At 56.5% G+C, this 21,462-nt stretch carries 21 protein-coding genes; 8 read left to right on the forward strand and 13 right to left on the reverse strand.

The window, feature by feature from the left end; all coding sequences use genetic code 11:
• Positions 1-13: 13 nt before the first annotated feature.
• The gene (locus ACQY4Z_RS08300; protein ID WP_428528307.1) at positions 14-886 is read right to left on the reverse strand and encodes a LysR substrate-binding domain-containing protein; all 873 of its coding nucleotides are present in this window, start codon (positions 884-886) and stop codon (positions 14-16) included.
• A gap of 155 nt (positions 887-1,041) precedes the next feature.
• On the opposite strand from ACQY4Z_RS08300, the gene bla reads away from it, so the two are divergent.
• Positions 1,042-1,926, forward strand: a complete 885-nt coding sequence (bla, locus tag ACQY4Z_RS08305; RefSeq protein ID WP_428528309.1) for a class A beta-lactamase — start codon at positions 1,042-1,044, stop codon at positions 1,924-1,926.
• A 64-nt stretch (positions 1,927-1,990) separates the two neighbouring features.
• On the opposite strand, the gene ACQY4Z_RS08310 is transcribed toward bla, so the two are convergent.
• Genes ACQY4Z_RS08310 through cysG form a run of 5 tightly spaced genes read right to left on the reverse strand, consistent with a single transcriptional unit; the run spans position 1,991 to position 6,801 of the window.
• A complete protein-coding gene (locus ACQY4Z_RS08310; protein WP_428528311.1) occupies positions 1,991-2,527 on the reverse strand; it encodes a DUF934 domain-containing protein in 537 nt (178 codons plus the stop codon).
• A gap of 35 nt (positions 2,528-2,562) precedes the next feature.
• Positions 2,563-3,324 (reverse strand): phosphoadenylyl-sulfate reductase, encoded by a 762-nt coding sequence (locus tag ACQY4Z_RS08315; protein ID WP_428528313.1) that lies wholly within the window; start codon positions 3,322-3,324, stop codon positions 2,563-2,565.
• A complete protein-coding gene (locus ACQY4Z_RS08320) occupies positions 3,311-4,969 on the reverse strand; it encodes a nitrite/sulfite reductase (RefSeq protein WP_428528315.1) in 1,659 nt (552 codons plus the stop codon). The genes ACQY4Z_RS08315 and ACQY4Z_RS08320 overlap by 14 nt, the downstream gene beginning before the upstream one ends.
• Positions 4,970-5,025: 56 nt before the next feature.
• The gene (locus ACQY4Z_RS08325; RefSeq protein WP_209179295.1) at positions 5,026-5,325 is read right to left on the reverse strand and encodes a DUF2849 domain-containing protein; all 300 of its coding nucleotides are present in this window, start codon (positions 5,323-5,325) and stop codon (positions 5,026-5,028) included.
• Positions 5,326-5,337: 12 nt separating this feature from the next.
• A complete protein-coding gene (gene cysG / locus ACQY4Z_RS08330; RefSeq protein WP_428528318.1) occupies positions 5,338-6,801 on the reverse strand; it encodes a siroheme synthase CysG in 1,464 nt (487 codons plus the stop codon).
• Between the two features lie 402 nt (positions 6,802-7,203).
• Between cysG and ACQY4Z_RS08335 the strand changes: the two genes are divergently transcribed.
• A complete protein-coding gene (locus tag ACQY4Z_RS08335) occupies positions 7,204-7,698 on the forward strand; it encodes an invasion associated locus B family protein (protein WP_409689009.1) in 495 nt (164 codons plus the stop codon).
• 60 nt (positions 7,699-7,758) lie between these two features.
• Here the strand turns inward: ACQY4Z_RS08335 and ACQY4Z_RS08340 are convergent, their stop codons facing one another.
• Positions 7,759-9,213 (reverse strand): gamma-glutamyltransferase, encoded by a 1,455-nt coding sequence (locus ACQY4Z_RS08340; RefSeq protein ID WP_428528320.1) that lies wholly within the window; start codon positions 9,211-9,213, stop codon positions 7,759-7,761.
• 132 nt (positions 9,214-9,345) lie between these two features.
• Positions 9,346-10,512, reverse strand: a complete 1,167-nt coding sequence (locus ACQY4Z_RS08345) for an acetyl-CoA acetyltransferase (protein WP_428528322.1) — start codon at positions 10,510-10,512, stop codon at positions 9,346-9,348.
• Positions 10,513-11,035: 523 nt separating this feature from the next.
• Between ACQY4Z_RS08345 and ACQY4Z_RS08350 the strand changes: the two genes are divergently transcribed.
• Positions 11,036-11,824, forward strand: coding sequence for a glycosyltransferase family 2 protein (locus ACQY4Z_RS08350; RefSeq protein WP_428528324.1), 789 nt, complete (start codon positions 11,036-11,038; stop codon positions 11,822-11,824).
• A 2-nt stretch (positions 11,825-11,826) separates the two neighbouring features.
• Here ACQY4Z_RS08350 and ACQY4Z_RS08355 read toward each other — a convergent pair whose 3' ends face one another.
• Complete coding sequence (locus ACQY4Z_RS08355; RefSeq protein WP_428528326.1) at positions 11,827-13,017, reverse strand: HD domain-containing phosphohydrolase; 1,191 nt, start codon at positions 13,015-13,017, stop codon at positions 11,827-11,829.
• Between the two features lie 187 nt (positions 13,018-13,204).
• Here ACQY4Z_RS08355 and ACQY4Z_RS08360 point away from each other — a divergent pair, with 187 nt between their 5' ends.
• Together ACQY4Z_RS08360 and ACQY4Z_RS08365 are read left to right on the forward strand one after the other, a co-directional pair.
• Entirely contained in the window at positions 13,205-14,431 is a 1,227-nt protein-coding gene (locus tag ACQY4Z_RS08360) for an NAD(P)/FAD-dependent oxidoreductase (protein ID WP_428528328.1), read from the forward strand.
• On the forward strand, positions 14,428-14,886 hold the full coding sequence (locus ACQY4Z_RS08365) for a YaiI/YqxD family protein (RefSeq protein ID WP_428528330.1): 459 nt from the start codon (positions 14,428-14,430) through the stop codon (positions 14,884-14,886). The genes ACQY4Z_RS08360 and ACQY4Z_RS08365 overlap by 4 nt, the downstream gene beginning before the upstream one ends.
• Positions 14,887-14,964: 78 nt before the next feature.
• Here the strand turns inward: ACQY4Z_RS08365 and ACQY4Z_RS08370 are convergent, their stop codons facing one another.
• Entirely contained in the window at positions 14,965-15,321 is a 357-nt protein-coding gene (locus tag ACQY4Z_RS08370; RefSeq protein ID WP_428528333.1) for a BA14K family protein, read from the reverse strand.
• A 418-nt stretch (positions 15,322-15,739) separates the two neighbouring features.
• Here ACQY4Z_RS08370 and ACQY4Z_RS08375 point away from each other — a divergent pair, with 418 nt between their 5' ends.
• On the forward strand, positions 15,740-15,952 hold the full coding sequence (locus ACQY4Z_RS08375) for a cold-shock protein (RefSeq protein WP_133948591.1): 213 nt from the start codon (positions 15,740-15,742) through the stop codon (positions 15,950-15,952).
• A 115-nt stretch (positions 15,953-16,067) separates the two neighbouring features.
• On the opposite strand, the gene choV is transcribed toward ACQY4Z_RS08375, so the two are convergent.
• From choV to ACQY4Z_RS08390, 3 genes are all read right to left on the reverse strand, one after another.
• On the reverse strand, positions 16,068-17,111 hold the full coding sequence (gene choV, locus ACQY4Z_RS08380; RefSeq protein ID WP_209172564.1) for a choline ABC transporter ATP-binding protein: 1,044 nt from the start codon (positions 17,109-17,111) through the stop codon (positions 16,068-16,070).
• On the reverse strand, positions 17,108-17,950 hold the full coding sequence (gene choW / locus ACQY4Z_RS08385) for a choline ABC transporter permease subunit (protein ID WP_133948595.1): 843 nt from the start codon (positions 17,948-17,950) through the stop codon (positions 17,108-17,110). The genes choV and choW overlap by 4 nt, the downstream gene beginning before the upstream one ends.
• 76 nt (positions 17,951-18,026) lie before the next feature.
• Entirely contained in the window at positions 18,027-18,971 is a 945-nt protein-coding gene (locus tag ACQY4Z_RS08390) for a choline ABC transporter substrate-binding protein (protein ID WP_428528336.1), read from the reverse strand.
• Positions 18,972-19,169: 198 nt separating this feature from the next.
• Between ACQY4Z_RS08390 and betI the strand changes: the two genes are divergently transcribed.
• On the forward strand, positions 19,170-19,772 hold the full coding sequence (gene betI / locus ACQY4Z_RS08395) for a transcriptional regulator BetI (RefSeq protein ID WP_428528338.1): 603 nt from the start codon (positions 19,170-19,172) through the stop codon (positions 19,770-19,772).
• Positions 19,773-19,791: 19 nt separating this feature from the next.
• Entirely contained in the window at positions 19,792-21,450 is a 1,659-nt protein-coding gene (gene betA, locus ACQY4Z_RS08400) for a choline dehydrogenase (protein WP_428528340.1), read from the forward strand.
• Positions 21,451-21,462 lie beyond the last annotated feature (12 nt).

Raw genomic sequence — 21,462 nt, forward strand, 5'->3', positions numbered from 1 at the left:
CATCGGGCAGGCTTTAGGAAGCTGAAGCCTGCCCTTCGATCCAATCCCTGAACTGGCGCATCGCCAGTGTTTCATTGCGGGATTTCAACCAGGTCAACCAGTACCGACCGAGCGATACGGTTTGCGGGAATGGCTGTTTCAGCCGGCCCGTCTCCAACTCCTCCCGAAACATCGTCACAGGTACGAGCGCAACACCTGCGCCTTTGGCGGCTGCGGCAGCCATTGTCACCGATGAATCAAACATCCAACCTCTAATGCTCGGTGGTTCCACATTTACCGCCTCAAACCACCGGCTCCATTCATCCAACCTATACGACCGCAAGAGCGGAACAGCCTTTAGGTCAGCGGGTGACTTCAGGGCTTCCGCCATTGAAGGTGCGCAAACCGGAGACAAAGGCGAATTGATCAACTGAACCGCATTGGTGCTGTGCCAGGCCCCATCTCCAAACCGGATAAAGTAGTCGAGGCCATCTTCAAGAAAATCGGCCCGGTTGTTGTTGGTCTTCAGCCGCACATCGACATCGGGATAAGCCTGCGAAAAACTAGTGAGCCGATCAATCAGCCAGCCATAAGCGAAAGTAGAAACGGCACCGATCGTGAGCACCTCTTGAAAATTGCCATGTTCGAAGCGGCTAAGCGTTGCACTCATTCGGCCAAAGGCATCGCTTAGGACTGGTAGAAGTGTCTGGCCTTCATCTGTCAGCACGACGCCACGTGGCAATCTGTCAAACAGCGACACACCCAGAATTGTCTCAAGCGACTTTACCTGATGGCTGACGGCGGTCTGGGATACCCGCAGTTCCATGCCCGCCTTTGTGAAACTTCCAAGGCGCGCAGACGCTTCAAACGCCCGAAGAGCGTTCAACGGCAATTGCGAAATATTCATGAAGGCCTATCCAAGGCTAAGTTATTCTCATGCCTAACCAGAGAAACCATCATTTGTCGATCCCTTGAGCTGCAATCATATTCCTCTTCACCGATCGGCATTGCTTCAGAACCGCGGCTGGAGCGCCCATCATTGAAAACGAATGGACACTTCTCATGACGTTTCCCAAAGCGCTCACGTTGGGCGCAGCCGCTTTGTTTCTGGCTCTTCAAGGATCAGCGTATTCCGGTGGACCAGAGTTCGATCCGGCGCCACTTTCCAAAGCCGCCAAGGCGATCGAAAGCCGTTTGAACACACGCATTGGCGTTGCCGTCTTCGATCCGGCCAGCGGGCTGAACTGGAACTATAATGGCGACGATCGGTTCCCGATGAACAGCACCATGAAGGCCTTTGCCTGCGCGGCACTGCTGGACCGGGTCGACAAGAAGCAGAGCAGTCTCGATCAGCGCAGCATAATCACCAGCGATATGATCGTCTCTTATTCGCCGGTTACAGAAAAACATATCAACACAGCGGATATGACTCTCGCCGATCACTGCGAGGCGACCATCACGATCAGCGACAACACATCTGCGAATATCATTCTGGAGGAACTTGGCGGTCCAATCAGGGTGACGACCTACATGCGCTCCATCGGCGATGACGTCACCCGCCTGGACCGCTATGAGCCAAGCTTGAACGAAGGAACTCCAGGCGATCCACGCGATACCACCACACCGTTGGCCGCAGCTCAGTCTCTTTACAAGGTCCTGTTTTCGGATGAGTTGAGCGTATCGTCCCGCAAACAACTGATACAATGGTTAGAGGCGAACAAGGTCGGTGATGCAACGCTTCGTGCAGGCCTGCCGCATGACTGGCGCATCGGAGACAAGACAGGTGCCGGAGCTTATGGTTCCCGCGGCAACATTGCGATCATCTGGCCGCCCAACCACACACCCGTCGCTCTTGCCGTTTATGTCACCGAAAATGAGGCAGAGTTCCAAGCCCGGAACAAGGCCCTAGCGGAGATTGGCGCGGCCTTTAAGGCGAGCTTTGAATAAACAAAAAGACCGGGGCAGCAGCGCTGGCCCCGGTCTTTTTTATCAGTGCTCATTGTTTGCGCAGCTATTCTGCCGCGATGGCTACATCCCGGTGCGAGCGGCGGGCCCAAGGCCGGGTGCCTTCCGGGATTTCTTCGATCGAGCCGAAAGCCGGCTGCAGGTACTTGGTGACTTCTGGCCACTCCCCGGCTTTCAGAGCTCTCAGCACTTCCGGCTTGGAGATCTCGAAGCTGGAGACACCGCAACGGCGGGCGAGCGGCACCTGGTCCAGGATGTAATTGCCAACCGCGCGGATATCGCCCTGATAATTCAGGTGCTCCCGCAGGTCGCGGGCCGTGGAGAATCCACGGCCATCGGCGAAGCTCGGAAAAGCCACAGCGACATACGCAAATTTGCGCAAATGTTCCGCAGCAAGTCCGACTTTTTCCCCGGCCTCGACCAGCAACGCCGTTTTCCCGGCGCGGCTTAGGTACGCTCCCGGCGCTTCAAGGAACAGCGACACCGGGACCAGCAGATCCCCGTCTGCAACCGGACCGGTTTCACTGTCTGCCCTGACCCAGGTTTCCTCGACGAACTCACCGTCTTTGTAGATCGTTGCCATTTCTAAGCGTCCTCAAACTCTCTCAGCGATGCAGCTCAAATGCCGCTGCCGTCAATTTCCTTGCCATGGGTCGGCCAATGAATGCCGCACTCAGTCTTGTCTTGTCCGCGCCAACGCCCCGCGCGCGGATCTTCGCCCGGCGCCACCTTGCTTGTGCAGGGCAAGCAACCGATTGACGGATAGCCTTCGGCGACCAGCGGGTGCGGCGGCAGGTCGTGGCTCTTCGCATAGTCCAGGACGTCAGCCGCTGACCAGTCGGCGAGCGGATTGATCTTGACTCGCCCGGCGTCGATTTCGAAAAAATCCAACTCAGACCGTGTCGAGCTCTGATGGCGTTTACGGCCCGAAATCCAGGCTTCAAAACCATGCAATGCGCGCTCGAGCGGCACGACCTTGCGAATGTGACAACACGCATCCGTATCGCTCATCCAGAGCATGCCGGCTGGGTCTTTTTCGGCAAGGTCATCCTTGGATGGCTTGAACGTGCGCACATCGGTGAGGCCAAGCTTGGCAACCAACTCATCCCGGTAAAGGATTGTTGCCGGAAACAGCTTCACCGTATCGACGAACAATACCGGCGTGGATGGATCCACCTGCGAAACCATGTGCAAGAGCACCGCAGAATCTGCCCCAAAGCTGGATACCATGGCGATTTCCCCGGCGAATTGGTGCCGTATGGACGCCTGAAGGATGTCCTGCGCAACGGCATCCTCGAACTGGGCGTTCAGCGCGGCAATTTCCGCCTGAAGCCCGAGTTCCGGATCAACACCGAGGCTGAAGGTCTCATGCAGCGCCATAAAGGGCCTCCTTGAATGGCGCCTCCCCGACCCGGCGGTACGCATCTAGGAAGGTTTCGTGCTTACCGGACCGAAGTTCAAGATAGGTGTCGACCAGTGTCTCAATCGCGTCGACGACTTCTTCAGAGGAGAACCCGCGCCCGACGATTTCGCCGATCGATGCGTTCTCGTTGGCCGAGCCACCCAGCGTCACCTGGTAGAACTCCTCGCCCTTTTTCTCCAGACCGAGAATGCCGATGTGACCAACATGGTGGTGCCCACAGGCGTTGATGCAGCCTGAAATCTTGATCTTCAGCTCACCGATTTCGGCCTGACGCTCAGCTGTGCCGAAGCGTTCGGAAATCCGTTGAGCCACAGGGATTGAGCGCGCCGTTGCAAGCGCGCAGTAATCCATGCCCGGGCAGGCAATGATGTCGGTGATCAGCCCGGCGTTGCCCTCGGCAATGTCCGCTGCGACCAACTGGTCGAACAGAGCCGGCAGGTCATCCAGTTTCACATGCGGCAGGATCACGTTCTGCTCATGGGAAATCCGGATTTCATCCTGTCCATACCGTTCGGCAAGATCCGCAATCACATCCATCTGCGCATCGGATGCATCGCCCGGGATACCGCCGATCGGCTTCATAGACAGGGTCACGGATGTGTAGCCCGGCACGCGGTGCGGATTGAGATTGTGGGCAAGGAACTGTGCAAAAGCAGCGTCCGTCTCACGGCGCACTTCGACCTTGGACGAGATGTCTGACCCGACCTCGAGCGGAGGAGGCGCAAAGTAAGCTTCGATCCGACGCACTTCTTCGTCCGGCAGACGAAGAACACCGTAGCGGATCTTCTCAAATTCACCTTCGATATCCGCTTTCAGGTCTTCCAAGCCGGTTTCATGCACAAGGATCTTAATCCGCGCCTTGTACTTGTTGTCCCGGCGGCCGTAGCGGTTGTATACGCGCAGGATTGCCTCGGAATAGGCAAGCAGGTCTTCTTCGGGAAGGAAGTCGCGGACCTTGCGGCCGATCATCGGTGTGCGGCCGAGGCCGCCGCCAACAAAGACCTCAAAACCGATCTCACCGGCCTCGTTGCGGGTCAACTGCAGACCGATGTCATGCACCTGAACGGCCGCGCGGTCATTCGGTGCGCCGGTAATCGCGATCTTGAACTTGCGTGGCAGGAACGAAAACTCCGGATGGAGCGAGGACCACTGACGCAAGATCTCCGCATAGGGACGTGGATCCGCGATTTCGTCGGCTGCAGCGCCGGCAAAATGGTCAGCGGTCACGTTGCGGATGCAGTTCCCGGAGGTTTGGATGGCGTGCATCTCCACTTCCGCCAGCTCTTCGAGGATCTTCGGAGTGTCCTCGAGCTTCGGCCAGTTGAACTGGATGTTTTGCCGCGTCGTGAAGTGGCCATAGCCCTTGTCATAGGTCCGAGCAATATGCGCCAGCTTGCGCATCTGCCGACCGTTCAGCGTGCCATAGGGAATGGCAACACGCAGCATGTAGGCATGAAGCTGCAGGTAAAGGCCGTTCATCAGGCGCAGCGGCTTGAACTCGTCCTCGGACAATTCACCGACCATGCGGCGGCGGACCTGGTCCTTGAACTGTTCTGTGCGCTGGTTGACGAAACTCGCGTCAAATTCATCGTAACGGTACATCTGTCTCTCCTGCCGGGCGCTGCTCGATCTGGCGCTGCCCGCCGCGTGTGCTCATGTCAGGCGGAAACGGCCTGAGCCTGTTTTCCGAATTGGGGATGGGTGGTCGGACCTTTCGCCCGGATACGTTCGCGCAAGCGCACGGGGACAATGACGCCGTCTTCAATGGTCACATCCATCTCGTAGACGCCGACGACCTTCTGGTCTTTTTCTGCCGCTGCGCCAATGGAAAGGCCTTCGGCAACAGCATCCTTGCCGTCAAAGGTTCGAGCCAGCGTGACACGCTCGACCCAAACATCATTTTCACCGAGCCAGACGACATCGCCATCCAAAAGGCGATTGGCTGTAATGACTTTCATAAACTTCTCTCCTCAAGCCGCAGCAACAGCGCGCACGAGCTGCGGCGCCAGCGGTTCGGCCTGTTCAAGGGCGGCATGGCCGACGGCCTCGCCAATCACGATCAAAACCGGGCCATCGATCTCAGCGCGGTTCGACAGGACCGCAAGCTCTGACAGATCACCGGCAAACTGACGTTCATCGGGATGCGCGGCATTCTCGATGACCGCAACGGGGGTGGATGGGGTCATGCCCGCGCCAATGAGACGGTCCGCGACGGACGCTGCAACGGTCCGACCCATGTAGACGGCAACGGTTGCGCCCTTTAGCGCCAGACCTGCCCAATCAGGCAGTGTCTCCGACTTCGCATTATGACCTGTGGCAAAGACCAGGTTGGAGGCCACACCGCGCAACGTCAGCGGGATCTGCGCCGAGGCTGCGGCGGCAAAGGCTGCTGTCACACCGGGAACGATTTCAAAGCCGATCCCGCCGGCGCGGAGCGCCTCCATTTCTTCTGCCGCCCGGCCAAAGATCATCGGATCCCCGGCTTTCAAGCGGACAACCTTGAGGCCTTCGGATCCCAGCTTGACCAGAAGTTCACTGATTTCGGATTGCGGCACGGAGTGAGCGCCCTTGCGCTTGCCGACGGAAATCCGTTCCGCATCCCGGCGCCCCATGGCCACCACATCGGCCGGGACCAAGGCATCATGGACAATGACGTCAGCCTCCTGAAGAAGGCGCTGAGCCCGAAGCGTGAGAAGATCCTCAGCTCCAGGCCCGGCACCCACCAACCACACAAACCCCGGCTCATCGGCCATGCTGTTCAACAGGCGCTGCGCTTCGGCACGCGCAACATCTGCCTTACCCGCATAAAGATTGGTTGCGACTGAGCCGGAGAAAAACCGGGCCCAAAAATTCCGTCGCAGGTTGCCGTCGGAGATGACTTTTGACGCCGCATCACGGAAACTCTCGGCAAGCCTTGCAAGCGCGCCGGTCGAGCGGGGCAACATGCCCTCGATCCGCGCGCGGATGTGTCGTGCCAGAACCGGCCCGACGCCGGTTGACGTGATCGCAACGGCAATGGGTGCGCGGTTGACGAGTGCGCCGGTGTAGAAATCGCAGATCTCGGGCTTGTCGACCGCGTTGGCCGGGACACCCATGATCCGGGCCGCATCAATGACCGCCTTGTCCAGATCCCAGTCTTCCCTTGCGGAGAAGACCATGGCCGCATTGGTCAGATGTCTTGGCTTGAAGTCTTCGGCGATATGGATCGCGGAGAACAGATCGACGGCGGACTGCAGTTCGTGATCGATGTCTTGACCGACAACGACGATTTCCGCATTGGTTTCGCCCAGAAGGCGCACCTTGGCCGCAGCTTCGCCGCCATGTCCGACAACGACAACACGCCTGCCCGCGACCTTCATGAAAGCCGGGAAGACATCCAGCCGGTCTTCCGGCTTCTTGCATGCTTTTTCTGTCTGTGATCTGCGGCTTGCCATCAGCAAGGGTCTCCAATCCCAATTTGATAACCTGAATGTAAGGGGTGGCGAAGAGAAGCGCCGGGTACGGGATTTCAAAGCCGAAGGGGATAGCGGAAAAGATTTTCCTGATTTGCCACTTCGGCGATGCGCGCATTCATTGGACTGTCCAAATACGCCGATCGGGCTTCGGGCATGGCGTTACTGCAGAAAGCTCGGCCACCTTCCTAATTCTATGGATGCCGATCGATTGTGACAGTCGGAATTTCCGGTCTGGGGGCTAGGAATTGAGTCCCGTTTCAGGCTAACAAATGAGTCGAAAAAACGAGTTATAGGGTCAAGTGAGGCTGCCAGTTTCAGCCCGCCGCACTTGCCGGTTTTCTTCTCCCAAGACCAACCAATCGCCAATCTGTGAGTCACATCATGCGCTTTTCGCTTACGCTTACCGCGGCCCTCACCGTCATGTTTCTTCAGGGAACCCCAGTCAATGCCCAGCAGGCTGAGCAGGGCGAACTCTGGCAAACAAGATGTGCCGGTGCCTCCCGGTCCGCAGAAGCGTTGACGTGCGAGGCCAGCCAAAGCCTTCGCGTGAAGGAAAGCGGTCAGTTGCTCTTCAAGGTGGATATCATCTATCCGGGGAACAATGCCGCGCCAGTCTTCCAGATGCAGGCTCCACTCGGGTTTTATCTTCCTGGGAAGGTCAAACTGACCGTTGATGGCACACAAATCGGCGACATGACCATCAGCACATGCGATCAACGCGGCTGCTATATCAGCGCACCGGCAACCGATGCCATGATTGAAGCGATGAAGGCCGGAGCGCAGCTGCAAATCGACTTTGCCGCTTCAGCCAACCAGCGCCAGAAGATCGACGTTCCGCTGACCGGCTTCAGCCGCGCCATGGCGGCCATTCAGTAATGGCGACGGATTGCGCTCGAGCGCCGGAATTTTCCGGCTCTTGGGCGGTTGGACAGCCACTCAGTCCACTATGACTACAGAGCCTTCCCGGCGGCGATCACCAATGCCTTCAAACTCTCCGTTTCCAGTTTTTTGAACCGCATGCACGCCGCCGAAGAACATGTTTGGCTCCGCCCAAATGCGGTGATCTGAAAACGCGTCTATCAGGTCTTCCAGTTGACGCTGTTCCAATCCAGCTTCGACATCCAGGTGACCGTTCTCGATATGAAGACGTGGCATTTGAACAGCTTGCAGCAGCGTCGCGCCACCAAAACTCAGCCGCGCTACGGCTTGGAAAACAGCCGACCTGATGCGGCTGGAACCGCCCGAGCCGAGCGCAATCAATCGCCCATCTGGCGTCTCCAGAACAGTCGGGCACATCATGGAGGCCGGGCGGGTATTCACCGGCCACCCAACAGCCCCTCCAGGGTTCACATCCTCCTCGCCCAGGATGTTGTTCAGCATGAAGCCGAACCCGTTGACGACCTCGCCACATCCGGTCCCGTTGGAAACCGTGACTGAACACGCATTGCCGTCTGCATCGACAGCCGAAATATGTGTGGTTCCGTTCTGACGCAAAGGGTGCTTCAAGAGTGCGCTGAGATCACCCCGCGCTGAGACGCGCGCTTCATCTGCAGCGTTCAACGCAGTTGCCAGGGACACCGGCGTACAGTCTTCAAGATGTTGAAATGCATATTGGATCAAAGTGCCGCTGGCAGCTGGAAGCGGGTTTAAAAACACGCGTGCTTCGCCCACGTCCAAAGCGAGCGGTTCCCGCTCTTCAACCTTGTAAGCCGATAGATCTGCCTCGGAAAGATGTCCGTTGGCCGCCTGCTCTTCCAGCAGCGCTTCAGCTATTTTGCTGTCGCGCCAGCTGGCTCGGCCTAGAACACGGAACGTCTCTGCAAGCCCGGGATTGACGAAGGTTTCGCCTACACTTTGAAGCTGACCTACCGGCGCGAACAAGGCGCGGGAGGCTTCTGTTGCCATAAGGATAGGCGCAACAACGGTGAACAGATACGATTGATATCCGGTGAGTTTGAAGCCGGAAGAGGCCGCCTCAATAGCCGGTGCAAAATGCTCTTTATGCGTGAGGCGCGCGCCTCGTTTTGAAAGAGCATCCAGCCCATCCAAAAATCCGGGCGTGGCCACGGAGGCCGGACCAATATGGAAGATCTGTTTGGTCGGTCCGAAATCAGCCTCGATCGTCTGAAATCCATCCTCAGCGTTACCGCGCTTTTCAAGCGGCGTTTGCGTGAAGAAATCGAGGAGCTGTGTTTTTCCCGTGTTCCCGTCCCGGATCATGGCAAAACCGCCGCCACCAGGAGACGCAAGAACCGGTTCGCAAACACAGGCCATGGCCAAAGCGGCTATGGCGGCATCAACGGCACTTCCGCCTTCGCGCAGCATCTCTGCGCCAGCTTCCGCTGTGAGGGTATGACCCGCGGCAACCGCGCCTTTTAGTGGTTTTCTCATGTGTTGGTCAAATCATGCGTTCGAGGGCGACGCAAGGGGGCCTTCGGCTAAAGCATGGCGGGGTATGCACCTAGTAGAAACAAAACAAGCCGGCGCTTGGCCGGCTTGTTCGGTCCAACAAAAATGTCTGGCTTATTTCATAGACTGAAGGATCGAGACATAGTTGGCGACAGCTGCGCCGCCCATGTTGAAGATACCGCCGAGTTCCGCGTTTTTCACTTGGATATCGCCAGCCGTCCCGGTCAGCTGCATGGCCGTCAGAACATGCATGGAAACGCCCGTAGCGCCAATCGGGTGGCCTTTGGCCTTCAGACCGCCGGACGGGTTGACCGGCAATTTGCCGTCCATTTCGGTCCAGCCCTCAAGAACAGCGCGTGAGCCTTCGCCCTCTTTGGTCAGGCCCATCGCCTCGTATTCGATCAACTCGGCAATGGTGAAGCAGTCGTGGGTCTCGACAAATGAAAGATCGTCAATCGCAAGGTTTGCGTCTCCGAGTGCTTGCCCCCAGGCCTTTGAACAACCTTCGAATTTCAGGATGTCGCGCTTCGACATCGGCAGGAAGTCCTGCACATGGGCGAGACCGCGGAAGGCAACGGCCTTTTTCATGCCGAGCGCTGTTGCCGGATCTGTCAGGACCATGGCTGCAGCGCCATCTGAGACGAGCGAACAATCGGTCCGCTTTAGCGGGCCTGCCACAAACGGGTTTTTCTCGCTCTCATCCCGGCAGAACTCATAGCCCAAATCCTTGCGCATCTGCGCATAAGGATTACCCACACCGTTCTTGTGGTTCTTGGAAGCAATCTTTGCCAAAGCATCGGACTGATCGCCGTATTTCTGAAAGTAGGAATCCGCGATCTTGCCAAAAACTCCCGCAAATCCTGCCGGTGTGTCGCCATCCTCTTTCAAGTATGACGCCTTCAGAAGGTTTTTGCCGATTTCCGGCCCCGGCGTAGTCGTCATTTGCTCCACACCGACAATGAGCACAAATCGCGCGGCACCGGACGACACCGCGCGGACGCCCTGATGGACAGCGGCAGAACCGGTCGCACAGGCGTTCTCGACCCGTGTTGCCGGGGTGAACCGGAGCGCGGGATTGGCCTGCAAGACAAGCGCGGCCGTAAAGTCCTGCGCCGAAAACCCGGCATTGAAGTGGCCAAGAACAATCTCGTCGACATCCTCAGGAGAAATGCCTGCATCGTGAATGGCGTCTGTCGCCGCTTTCACGATCATGCTTTCAACTGTTTCGTCAGAGTGTTTCCCGAAAGGCAGATGTGCCCATCCAACCATTGCAGCAGTCATAACGTTTCCTCCAAACCTGAAAGCTCTGCGCGGTCATGCTGCGCAATTCGTGTTCCGAACTGCGCTAACAAGGTCACAGAGCCTTTCAATTTGACCTTACACTCCCAGCTTCGATGTTGCTTTGCAAGAAGTAATTGACCTAAACGTCATTCAAAATGCTTTTTATGTTTTATTTCAGATGTTTACTTTAATATAAAATCCCGATACAGAACTTTTGAATTTACTTTGCCGGTAGGATGCCAAAGCCGTATCTGCCGGGTCATTTGTTTGTCACAGAAGTTGAGTACCTAAGGGCTCGTTTAGAGCAAATGACTGTTTTGGTTCTTTTTTGATCTGATTTTTGGCCCCGCATTGCGGGGCTATTTTTTTGCAGCCACGAATGTGTTGCCCTTACACCTCCAGTTTTCAAATGCAGCGTTTTGAAAGAACAGGCCTTGTTACCTCTTCAAAATCCATACTTGCACAGCTAAAACAGCGCGCCGGATGTGTTCCGGATAGCAGGCGCAACGACCCCGGATATCCAATGACCCAACGCCTTCCATTGTCCGCATTCATCATCGCGAAAAATGAGGCGGACCGGATCCCGGCTGCAATCAAAAGCGTTGTCGACTGGGTCGATGAAGTCATCGTTATTGACAGCGGCTCGGAAGATGAGACGGTACCGGTTGCCGAAGCCCTTGGTGCAAGGGTCGTGTTTAATGAGTGGCCGGGCTATGGCCTGCAAAAACGCTTCGGCGAAGACCAGTGCCGGAACGATTGGCTGCTTAACCTGGACGCGGATGAGGAAATCACGCCAGCGCTTGCAGCCGAGATCCGAGCAAAATTCGATGATCAGAGTTACCTGGATGCAGATGCATGGCGGATCATGATCCGGGATACGTTTCCCCATGAAACGGAACCGGCGCCTTGGGCCTACGGCTACAACCAAATCCGGCTGTATGACCGCCGCAAGGGTCGCTTCTCGGACTCTACCGTTCACGACACTGTCCGACCGCAGGAAGGTGCGACCTTAGGTGACCTCAAAGGTATCATGGCCCACCGGTCCGACAGGTCCCTGGAATTCAGCGTCGGCAAATACAACCGCTATTCAGATATGCAGGTTCAGGACATGCTGGACCGAGGCCGGAAAATACCGAGATACCGGCTCTTGACCGAATTTCCGGTCAGCTTCTTTAAAGGTTATTTTGTCCGGAAGTACCGCAATTACGGCTGGTGGGGCTTCATTCTGGCAATGAACTATGCGCACGGACGTTTTCTGCGTGTCGCCAAGGCCTATGAAGCCGAGCTGTTGAAAAAGAGCGACCGAAAATAGCTTCAAGCGGTTTCGTTGAGGACCGGTTCGGCGGCTTTGGATCGCCTCACACGGATCGGCTGCCGCACACCGGAGGTTTTGTTAAAGTGTTCCAACCGCCGGATCATCGTCGGTGTGAGCAGATGCCCGCGGGCCAGAACCAACTCAAAAGATGTTTCAGTCCGCACATCATCGACAAGGATATCCCCGGGCCGGAGTGAACGGATGTAGCAATGCTGAAAGAGAGTTTGCTGTTCCGCAGGCTTTTCTTTCAAAAGGATCTCTTTGGCCAATTCCAGTAGCCGCGGATCATATTGCCGCCAGTTGATCATCAACGCGTCAAAAGCTGCTGCATCCGGTCCCCCTTCTGGGGATGCGTACCACAGGTCGGTGAGCAGCTTCAGGATCCTGGACACCAGCGGGATCTTGTCGCCCTCCGGGCCGTTTTCCGGGAACCCGGAGCCATCGTAGCCACAAGCTGATAGATATAGGTAATCGGCCACACGCTCGAGCTGCGGGATGTTTTGAAGCAGATCGCGCGTTTGTTCCGGGGCCTTCGCCAAAATGGACCGCTCCTCGTCGCTGAGGTTACGGGCTGCCCGGTACCGGGACAGGATCTCCTTGGGCAACATGGCTTCGCCAAGTGGCGACAGCATCACGGCCATTTCCAATTCCCATGTCTTTTTAAGCCCGATCTCCTTGGCAAGCCGGACCGCCTGCTGGCGAATGATCGGGGTCCGTCGAAACGCTTCCGGGTGGAACACGGACAGCATTTCGATCAGCATCTTGACTGACCCCGATAAGGTCCGCTCGAGCAGAGCCCGCTCTTTTGCCAATTGCCGATGATGAGAGAGGCCGGCCTCAAGAGCGGATATGATTTCCGCTCTTTGGCAGGGCTTCTCAAGATACATGAAGGCATGGCCCTCATTGAGCGCCTTCTTGATAACGTCCTTCGATCCCTCACGTGTGAGCATGATCCGGGCAGCTTGAGGCGCAACCACTGCACATTCACTTAAGAACGCAACGCCATCGTATTCAGGGAAATTGTAACAAGAAAAGACAACCGCTGTTGCAGGATGCTTTTTAAGAAACTCAATCGCAGCTTCGGCGTCTGAAAAACAAGAAAGCGCGTGATGCTCTGAGAATAGTTTTGTCATGGCCGATTGCACGGAGACATCGGGATCCACGACGACAATTATCTCTTCTCGTTTCATCACCAAGTGCGCTCTCCTAGTGCCTAAACAAATACCTCGACCCACAAAAGAACCTGTTCAATCCCGAAAGCATTTCACAAGACAAATAATAAATTCTTGAGATTGAACACCGAATTCAACTTTTACAACTTGAGCCTTTATCAATCGGTTATGGTTTTTGGAAATACATTCGGATTATAAGGCCCGCATGATAGATGCATTGATCATCGGAGCTGGTCCAGCTGGACTGTTTGCAGCCGAACACCTGTCTGCCAAGGGGTATGACGTCGTTGTGGTGGACCGAATGCCATCGCCGGCCCGGAAATTTCTCATGGCTGGACGCGGCGGACTGAATTTGACCCACAGCGAAGCGTTGGAAACGTTTGTCAGCCGGTATCGCGAGGCCGAAAACTTTATCAAACCTCTCATCTCCGATTTTCCGCCCAAAGCCCTGATCGATTGGTGCGAAGGGCTCGGTCAAGAGACCTTTGTTGGGACGAGTGGCCGTGTCTTTCCTAAGTCCATGAAAGCGTCCCCGCTTCTGCGTGCGTGGCTTCGGCGTTTGGACGACAGCGGTGTCCGCCTCCTCACCCGCTCTGCGTTTCGCGGGTTCTCCCAAGATGGCAATGCGTTGATTTCAAGAGACAACGAGGCACCATCACCAATGCCTGCCCGCGCAGTCTTGCTGGCCCTTGGTGGGGCGAGCTGGCCGAAACTTGGGTCTGATGCTGCCTGGGTTCCCGTCTTGCGCGACGCCGGGGTTGAGGTGGTCGATTTTCAACCGGCCAATTGCGGCTTTGATGTTACCTGGAGCGCGTTCATCACACAGCGGTTTGCCGGACATCCCTTAAAAAGGATCAAGATCACCTGCGGATCCCACTCGGTTTTGGGCGAAGCCATCCTCTCGGCAAAGGGCCTAGAAGGTGGAGCGATTTATGCCTTGTCCGCTGAGATCAGAACGCTGCGCAACGATACTGGCGCCGCGCCCATTTCGATCGATTTGCGCCCACAGCTTACTCATGAGGCCTTGAGAGAAAAGCTCGATCGTTCACGGGGCAAGCAATCCATGTCGACATTTCTTAGAAAAACCGCCGGGCTGCAGCCAGCCGAACAGGCGCTCCTACGGGAGTGTGGCCCCCTCCCGGAAACCTCCGGGGAACTCGCAGCGCTGATCAAAAACGTTCCGGTCACCTGTACGGCAACGTACAATATCGACCGCGCCATTTCCTCTGCAGGCGGAATCGCGCTCACAGAGATCGATCCGCATCTCATGCTGCGCAAAATGCCGGGGGTGTTTGTCTCCGGTGAAATGCTTGATTGGGAAGCCCCCACTGGCGGCTATCTTCTACAGGCCTGTTTCGCAACCGGCTTAGCGGCGGCGGAGGGTATCAGCGCCTTCCTTGACCGTCCGTCACAGAAGGACCCTGCCTCATGACCGTTCTTTATGTCGACGCTGACGCTTGCCCGGTCAAGGATGAGACAATCCGGGTCGGAGAGCGCCACAACGTCAGGATCGTGTTCGTGTCGAACAGCTGGATGAGGCTGCCTGATGGAGATCTGATTGAAAGGGTCGTGGTTCCAGAAGGACCAGACGAAGCCGACAACTGGATCGCGTACCACTCCGGTCCCGGAGACGTCGTCATCACCGCAGATGTCCCGCTGGCAGCTCGCTGCGTGAAGACCGGGGCGCAGGTCTTATCACCGAACGGCAAACCATTTCGCGAAGACGCAATTGGCATGCGCCTCGCCATGCGGGACCTCAACACGCACCTCAGGGAAATCGGCGAGATCCGCGAGGGCGGCCCCAGCTTCACCAAACAAGACCGGTCCCGGTTTCTCAATCAGCTTGAAACCGTCATGCGGGCTGCGAAGCGGCAATCGGGCACTTGAGCCGGCGCATGTTATAAGCCCCGAAGATCGGCGAACCAGTCTACGGGGCTGCTGGTGATTGCGCCCAGCTTATTACTGTTAACGGCAGAACCGGTAGTTGCCGGAATATGCGAGGTAGTAACCGGTACGCGGATTGAAGGACCGGTATTTACTGCTGCAGTAATTGTACCAGGCGTTGCTCCACGGGGCCGGACGGTAGGTCACGACGGGAGCCGGGCGATACACGCGGCGCGGTGCATAATAATAGGTTGGAGGGCCAGCATACCGAGGCTGCGAGAGCGCGGACCCGACAAGGGCGCCAGCTGCGAAACCACCGGCAACCCCGGCGGCGACGCCCCAGCCGTTACCGGCCTGAGCGGTGTTTGAACCAGCGAAGATCATAGCACCAGCGGCGATCGTCACTGCGGCGGAAGTCGTAACAATAGTCTTGAACATGGTCTTGCTCCTTCAAGCTCCTGAGGCCTTACGCTTCCACCTCAGTTGATGAAGTTACCTTAGACCGGGCCGATTTCTGGCGATGTGACCACAATCACAGCCCTGCGGTTTTCGTTTTGCTGATCCAATCCGGCTCCAAACTCGCTCACAGTCCGAGCATGGTGCGGCACCCAAAAGTTCGTTTGAGAATAACTGGCTTCTTTCCCTTGTCGGCGGCTACCGACGCCCTTACATTTGAAATATCAGCGCAAGTTGCGTTGTACGGGACATGATACTAGACCCGGTGAGACTGCCTTCGGCAGCATCCTTTTGGGTGCTGCTCTGAACTGCCAAGCTTTCCGTTTCTTTTTTGACTTCTCGTTTATCGGCTCGGTTCCCCAGGAACGGCTGCCTGCACAAACTACGGAAAGGCTTCTCCATGCGCGAGAACGGCACCATTAAATTCTTCAATCACGACCGTGGCTTCGGCTTCATCACCCCGGAAAGCGGCGGCAAGGACGTTTTTGTCCACGTGACGGCTTTTGAACAGGCAGGCCTTGGGACACCTGTTGAAGGCGCAAAGATTTCTTTCGTTGCCGAAGACGACCGTCGTGGCCGCGGCAAACAGGCAGCTCAACTCGAGCTCCTCTGAAGCTTTTTGAGTTTTGAGGCCGCGATACCGCGCCGAAATTCAAACATGAAAACGGGGCCAGGCGGCCTCGTTTTTAGTTCCAGATCAACGGACGTTCGCCCGAACGTAGAGTAATCTAGAGCATACACTCCAGCAGCTCGTTTTCACCGATCACACCGACTACGGCACCGTCACGCTGGACGACGACCGGCTCCGTGCTGTCTTTCTTCAGACGAGCTACCTCGCGGATGGTCGTGTCGGCCTTGCAGGTCGGTGCATTGGCCATAGATCCGGGAATGCTTCCCGGCGGCACCATAATATCGCGCGCCCGGAGTACATTGAGCGGGTTCATGTGGCTTACGAAATCGGCCACATAGGGCGTTGCCGGCTTCTTCACGATCTCTTGCGACGTGCCGAGCTGGATGACCCGTCCCCCCTCCATGATTGCGATACGAGATCCGATCTTCGCCGCCTCGTCCAGATCGTGGCTAACGAATATGATGGTCCGGTTAAGTTCCTTCTGAAGATCCAGAAGTTCGTCCTGCAACTTGTCGCGGATGAGCGGGTCAAGAGCCGAGAACGGTTCATCCATCAGAAGAAGGGGGGCATCGGTTGCAAACGCCCGGGCCAAGCCGACGCGCTGCTGCATGCCGCCTGACAGTTCATGGACGTATTTTTCACCCCACCCTGCAAGACCAACGAGTTTGAGCTGCTCTTTTACCTTCGCGTCGCGGTCTTTTTGCGCAACACCGGCAAGCTCCAAACCAAATCCGACGTTCTCAGAGACGGTACGCCAAGGCAGCAAACCGAACTGCTGAAAGACCATGCCGATCCGGCTGCGGCGCAGCTGACGCAATTCAGCTTCCGAACATGTCTCAGGGTTGATGTAACGCTCACCGTCATGGACCTGCACTTCCCCGCGGATGACGGGGTTCAATCCATTCACGCCGCGCAGGAGAGTCGACTTCCCAGACCCGGACAAACCCATCAGAACGATGACTTCGCCCTCGAAAATGTCGAAGGTTGCTCCGGCAACACCCAGGATCTGACCCGTTTCCTTCTGGATCTCCTGCCGTGTCTTACCAGCATCGATCAACGGCAACGCAGATTTCGGGTTGTCGCCAAAAACGATGTCGACATCCTTGAAGGAAACAACCGGTGTGTTCTCAGACGCACTCATGATTTGCCTCCTTCTTCCTTACGGAAAAACCGGTCCAGAACAATCGCGATCAGGACGATACAAACCCCGACTTCAAAGCCTTGCGCGATGTTCACCGTATTGAGTGCGCGAAGTGTCGGTACGCCTAGACCGTCAGCGCCCACAAGTGCAGCAATCACGACCATCGACAGGGACAACATAATGGTCTGCGTCAAGCCGGCCATGATCTGCGGCAGGGCATATGGCAGCTCGATTTTCCAGAGCAGCTGCGATTTGGTTGCCCCAAACGCTTCCCCTGCTTCAAGAAGGGCAGTCGGTGTCGAAGAAACACCCAGCTGCGTCAGCCGGATCGGGGCTGGAATGGCGAAAATCACGGTTGCGATCAAACCAGGCACCATGCCAAGCCCAAACAGGATCAGGGCCGGGATCAAATACACGAATGTCGGGATTGTCTGCATGAGGTCGAGGACCGGCCGCAGGGCTGCAAAAAACCGCGGATTATGCGCACCATACACACCAATGGGAATGCCGACAGCCATACAGACCACGGAGGCCGCAATCACCAAGGCGAGTGTTTCTGTGGTTTCCTCCCAATAGCCCTGATTGATGATCAACATCAGGGAAACCGCAATGAACGCCGCCAATGAGATCTTCCGGTGAACCGCATATCCCGCACCTGCAGCAAGTGCCACGATGACCAGCGGGTGCGGGGTTTGCAACAGCCACAAGATGCCGTCGATCAGCGTCTCCAAAAACACAGAGATGCCGTCGAACACCCAATAGGCGTTGTCGGTGAGCCAATCGACCATGGTCCGCGCCCATGGCCCAATCGGCAATTTGTAATCTGTCAGCCAGTTCAACCTGACGCTCCACTTTCAAGTGTCAGACAAAGAAAAGGCGCCGGGTCTGAGAGACACGGCGCCTGTTTGTCAGGTGTTAAAGACCAAGGTCGCCTTTGACAGCAGCGATGGATTCTCCGCCGTCGAATGTGGTGACACCGTCGAGCCACGCTTCGAACGTTGCAGGGTGCGCTTTCAGCCATGCCTTGGCTGCTTTTTGCGGATCTTCACCATCGTTCAGGATTGCGCCCATGATCTCGTTCTCCATCGCAAGAGAGAACTCGAGATTGTTGAGCAGCTTGCCGACATTGGCGCACTCGCTTGTGTAGCCGGCCCGCACGTTGGTATAGACCGTTGCACCACCGTAGTTCGGACCAAAGATTTCATCGCCGCCTTCGAGGTAAGCCATGCCAAAGTTGGCATTCATAGGATGCGGTTCCCAGCCTAGGAAGACGATGTCCTTGTCACGCTTTTCAGCGCGGGACACCTGCGCCAGCATGCCTTGTTCAGAAGACTCGACGACTTCAAAACCTTCCAGGCCAAACAGGTTCTCGTCGATCATGCCAATGATCAGACGGTTGCCATCATTGCCCGGCTCGATGCCGTAGATCTTGCCATCCAGATCGTCCTTGAACTTCGCAATATCCTGGAAACTCTTCAGGCCCTTGTCGTAGGTGTATTGCGGAACGGCGAGCGTGTACTTGGCGCCTTCAAGGTTGGCACGGACGGTCTCAACAGAGCCGTCTTCGCGGTATGCCTTGATGTCACCTTCCATGGTCGGCATCCAGTTGCCGAGGAAAATGTCGATGTCCTTGTTCTTCAGAGACGCGTAGGTCACCGGAACCGACAGGATCTTGACCTCAGTGTCATAACCCAACGCATCGAGAACAACGGTCGTGGCCGCAGTGGTTGCGGTGATATCGGTCCAACCAACATCGGAGAAGCGAACGGTCTTGCAGCTCTCCGGCTCGGCGGCCAGGGAAGTTCCGGTCATCATCAATCCGAGAGCCAGACCGCTTACAAGTTTGGTTGTGAGTTTCATATTTGAAGTTCCCCTTTTTAGTTCAGTCTCTGGTCTCAGCCGCTTGAATTTTTCTTCACGGCTCCGCATTTCTGCCGAGCCATCTCTCTCTTAGCAGCCGGTATGTCCGAAATGGAAACACTCTAGAGAGAATTTTGCAAGTTTTCATTGATTGATTGATCAATTAAAAATAGGAATTAGGAAAATCTGGAGAGCACAATGCCCAAAGTCGGGATGGAAGAAGAGCGGCGCCGGAGCCTTATAAATGCAACCGTTGATGCTATTCATGAGCGCGGTTACAGCGACGTCACGATGGCGCAAATCGCCAAGCGCGCCGGCGTTTCGGGCGGTCTTGTCCATCATTATTTTGGCTCGAAAGATCAATTACTTGCGGCCACAATGCGGCACCTGCTTACCGAGTTGGGTCGTGAAATTCAGGAAGGCTTGAGCAAGGCGTCAACGCCAAGGGAACGCATATCGGCGATCATCGCGGGCAACTTTGCCGTGGACCAGTTTCAACCTGCGGTCATTGCTGCATGGCTGGCTTTTTATGTTCAATCCCGCACCACAACGAGCAACCGGCGCCTGTTAAAAATCTACGCGGCACGGCTTGCATCCAACCTGACGCACAACTTCAAGGCGTTCGTTCCGCGCGAAGATGCTCTTCGCCTCGCGGAAGGAACCGCCTCCATGATCGACGGCGTCTGGATCCGCCAGGCGCTCAGTGACAGCAAAACCGACCGCCAGGCGGCCATCGCCCTGGTTGAAGACTACGTCGAAACACAGATTGCGGCCGCGACCGCACAGCGCCCGTTTCAGTGACGCGGCCCGGAGACTTGTCATGACGAACCAGTTCGACTTCATCATCGTTGGTGCCGGATCGGCCGGGTGCGCCCTCGCCAGCCGCCTGTCCGAAGATCCGCAGAACCGTGTTCTCGTTCTGGAATTTGGTGGAACCGACGCGGGCCCCTTCATTCAGATGCCCGCAGCCCTCTCCTATCCGATGAACATGTCCCTTTATGATTGGGGTTTTGAGAGCGAGCCGGAGCCGCATCTGGATGGCAGGCGCCTCGCAACACCGCGCGGCAAAGTGATCGGCGGTTCCTCCTCGATCAATGGAATGGTCTACGTGCGTGGCCATGCCTGCGACTTTGATACATGGGAGGAAATGGGTGCCGCAGGTTGGGGCTATCGTCATGTCCTTCCCTACTACAAGCGGATGGAAACCAGCCACGGCGGCCAAGACGGCTGGCGCGGCACCGATGGCCCGATGCACATCCAGCGTGGCAGCAAATGGAACCCGCTTTTCCGCGCATTCAAAGATGCCGGCGAACAGGCCGGCTATGGCGTTACCGAAGACTACAATGGCGAACGCCAAGAAGGTTTCGCCGATATGGAAATGACGGTCCACAAAGGCCGGCGTTGGTCTGCCGCTAATGCCTACCTAAAGCCTGCTCTGAACCGCGGCAATCTTGATCTGATCAAAGGCGCTTTGGTCCGGAAGGTCATCATTGAAAACGGCCGGGCAACCGGCGTGGAGTTCGAAACCGGAGGCGAAATCCAAATCGCCCATGCGGCTCGCGAAGTTGTGCTGTCGGCCTCGGCGATTAACTCTCCAAAGATCCTCATGCAATCCGGCATTGGCCCTGCGGATCACCTTTCTGAACTTGGGATCGATGTGGTTGCAGACCGTCCAGGCGTCGGTGCTAATCTGCAGGATCATTTAGAGCTTTACCTCCAACAGGCCTGCACCCAACCAATCACGCTCTACAAACATTGGAACCTGGTTTCCAAAGCCGTAATCGGCGCCCAGTGGCTGTTCTTCAAGAATGGCCTTGGCGCGTCCAACCAGTTCGAAAGCTGTGCCTTCATCCGGTCCAAAGCGGGTGTAAAGTACCCGGACATCCAGTACCATTTCCTGCCGTTTGCCGTCCGGTATGACGGTAAAGCTGCAGCCGAAGGGCACGGTTTCCAGGCACATGTCGGGCCAATGCGATCCAAGTCACGTGGCCGGATCCGTCTGACCTCGAATGATCCGCGCTCGAAACCGTCAATTCTCTTCAACTACATGTCTCATGAAGAGGACTGGGAGGACTTCCGCACTTGCATCCGCCTGACCCGCGAAATCTTCGGCCAGGAGGCCTTTGCGCCTTACCGCGGCAAGGAAATCCAGCCTGGCGATCATGTTCAGACCGACGAAGACCTGAACGCCTTCATTAAGGAACACGTCGAAAGCGCCTACCATCCGAGCTGCACCTGTAAGATGGGAGCCAAAGACGATCCGATGGCCGTGGTTGATCCGGAATGCCGGGTGATCGGCGTGGATGGTTTAAGGGTTGCGGACAGCTCCATCTTCCCACAGATCACCAATGGAAATCTGAACGGGCCATCCCTGATGGTCGGCGAGAAAGCATCTGACCATATCCTTGGCAAGACGCCGCTTCCTGCGTCCAATCAGGAACCTTGGATCAACCCGGCTTGGGAAACCAGCCAGCGCTAACACATTCTCCGG

Origin of the sequence: Roseibium sp. (genome assembly GCF_965276855.1) — a bacterium.
GTDB lineage: Bacteria > Pseudomonadota > Alphaproteobacteria > Rhizobiales > Stappiaceae > Roseibium.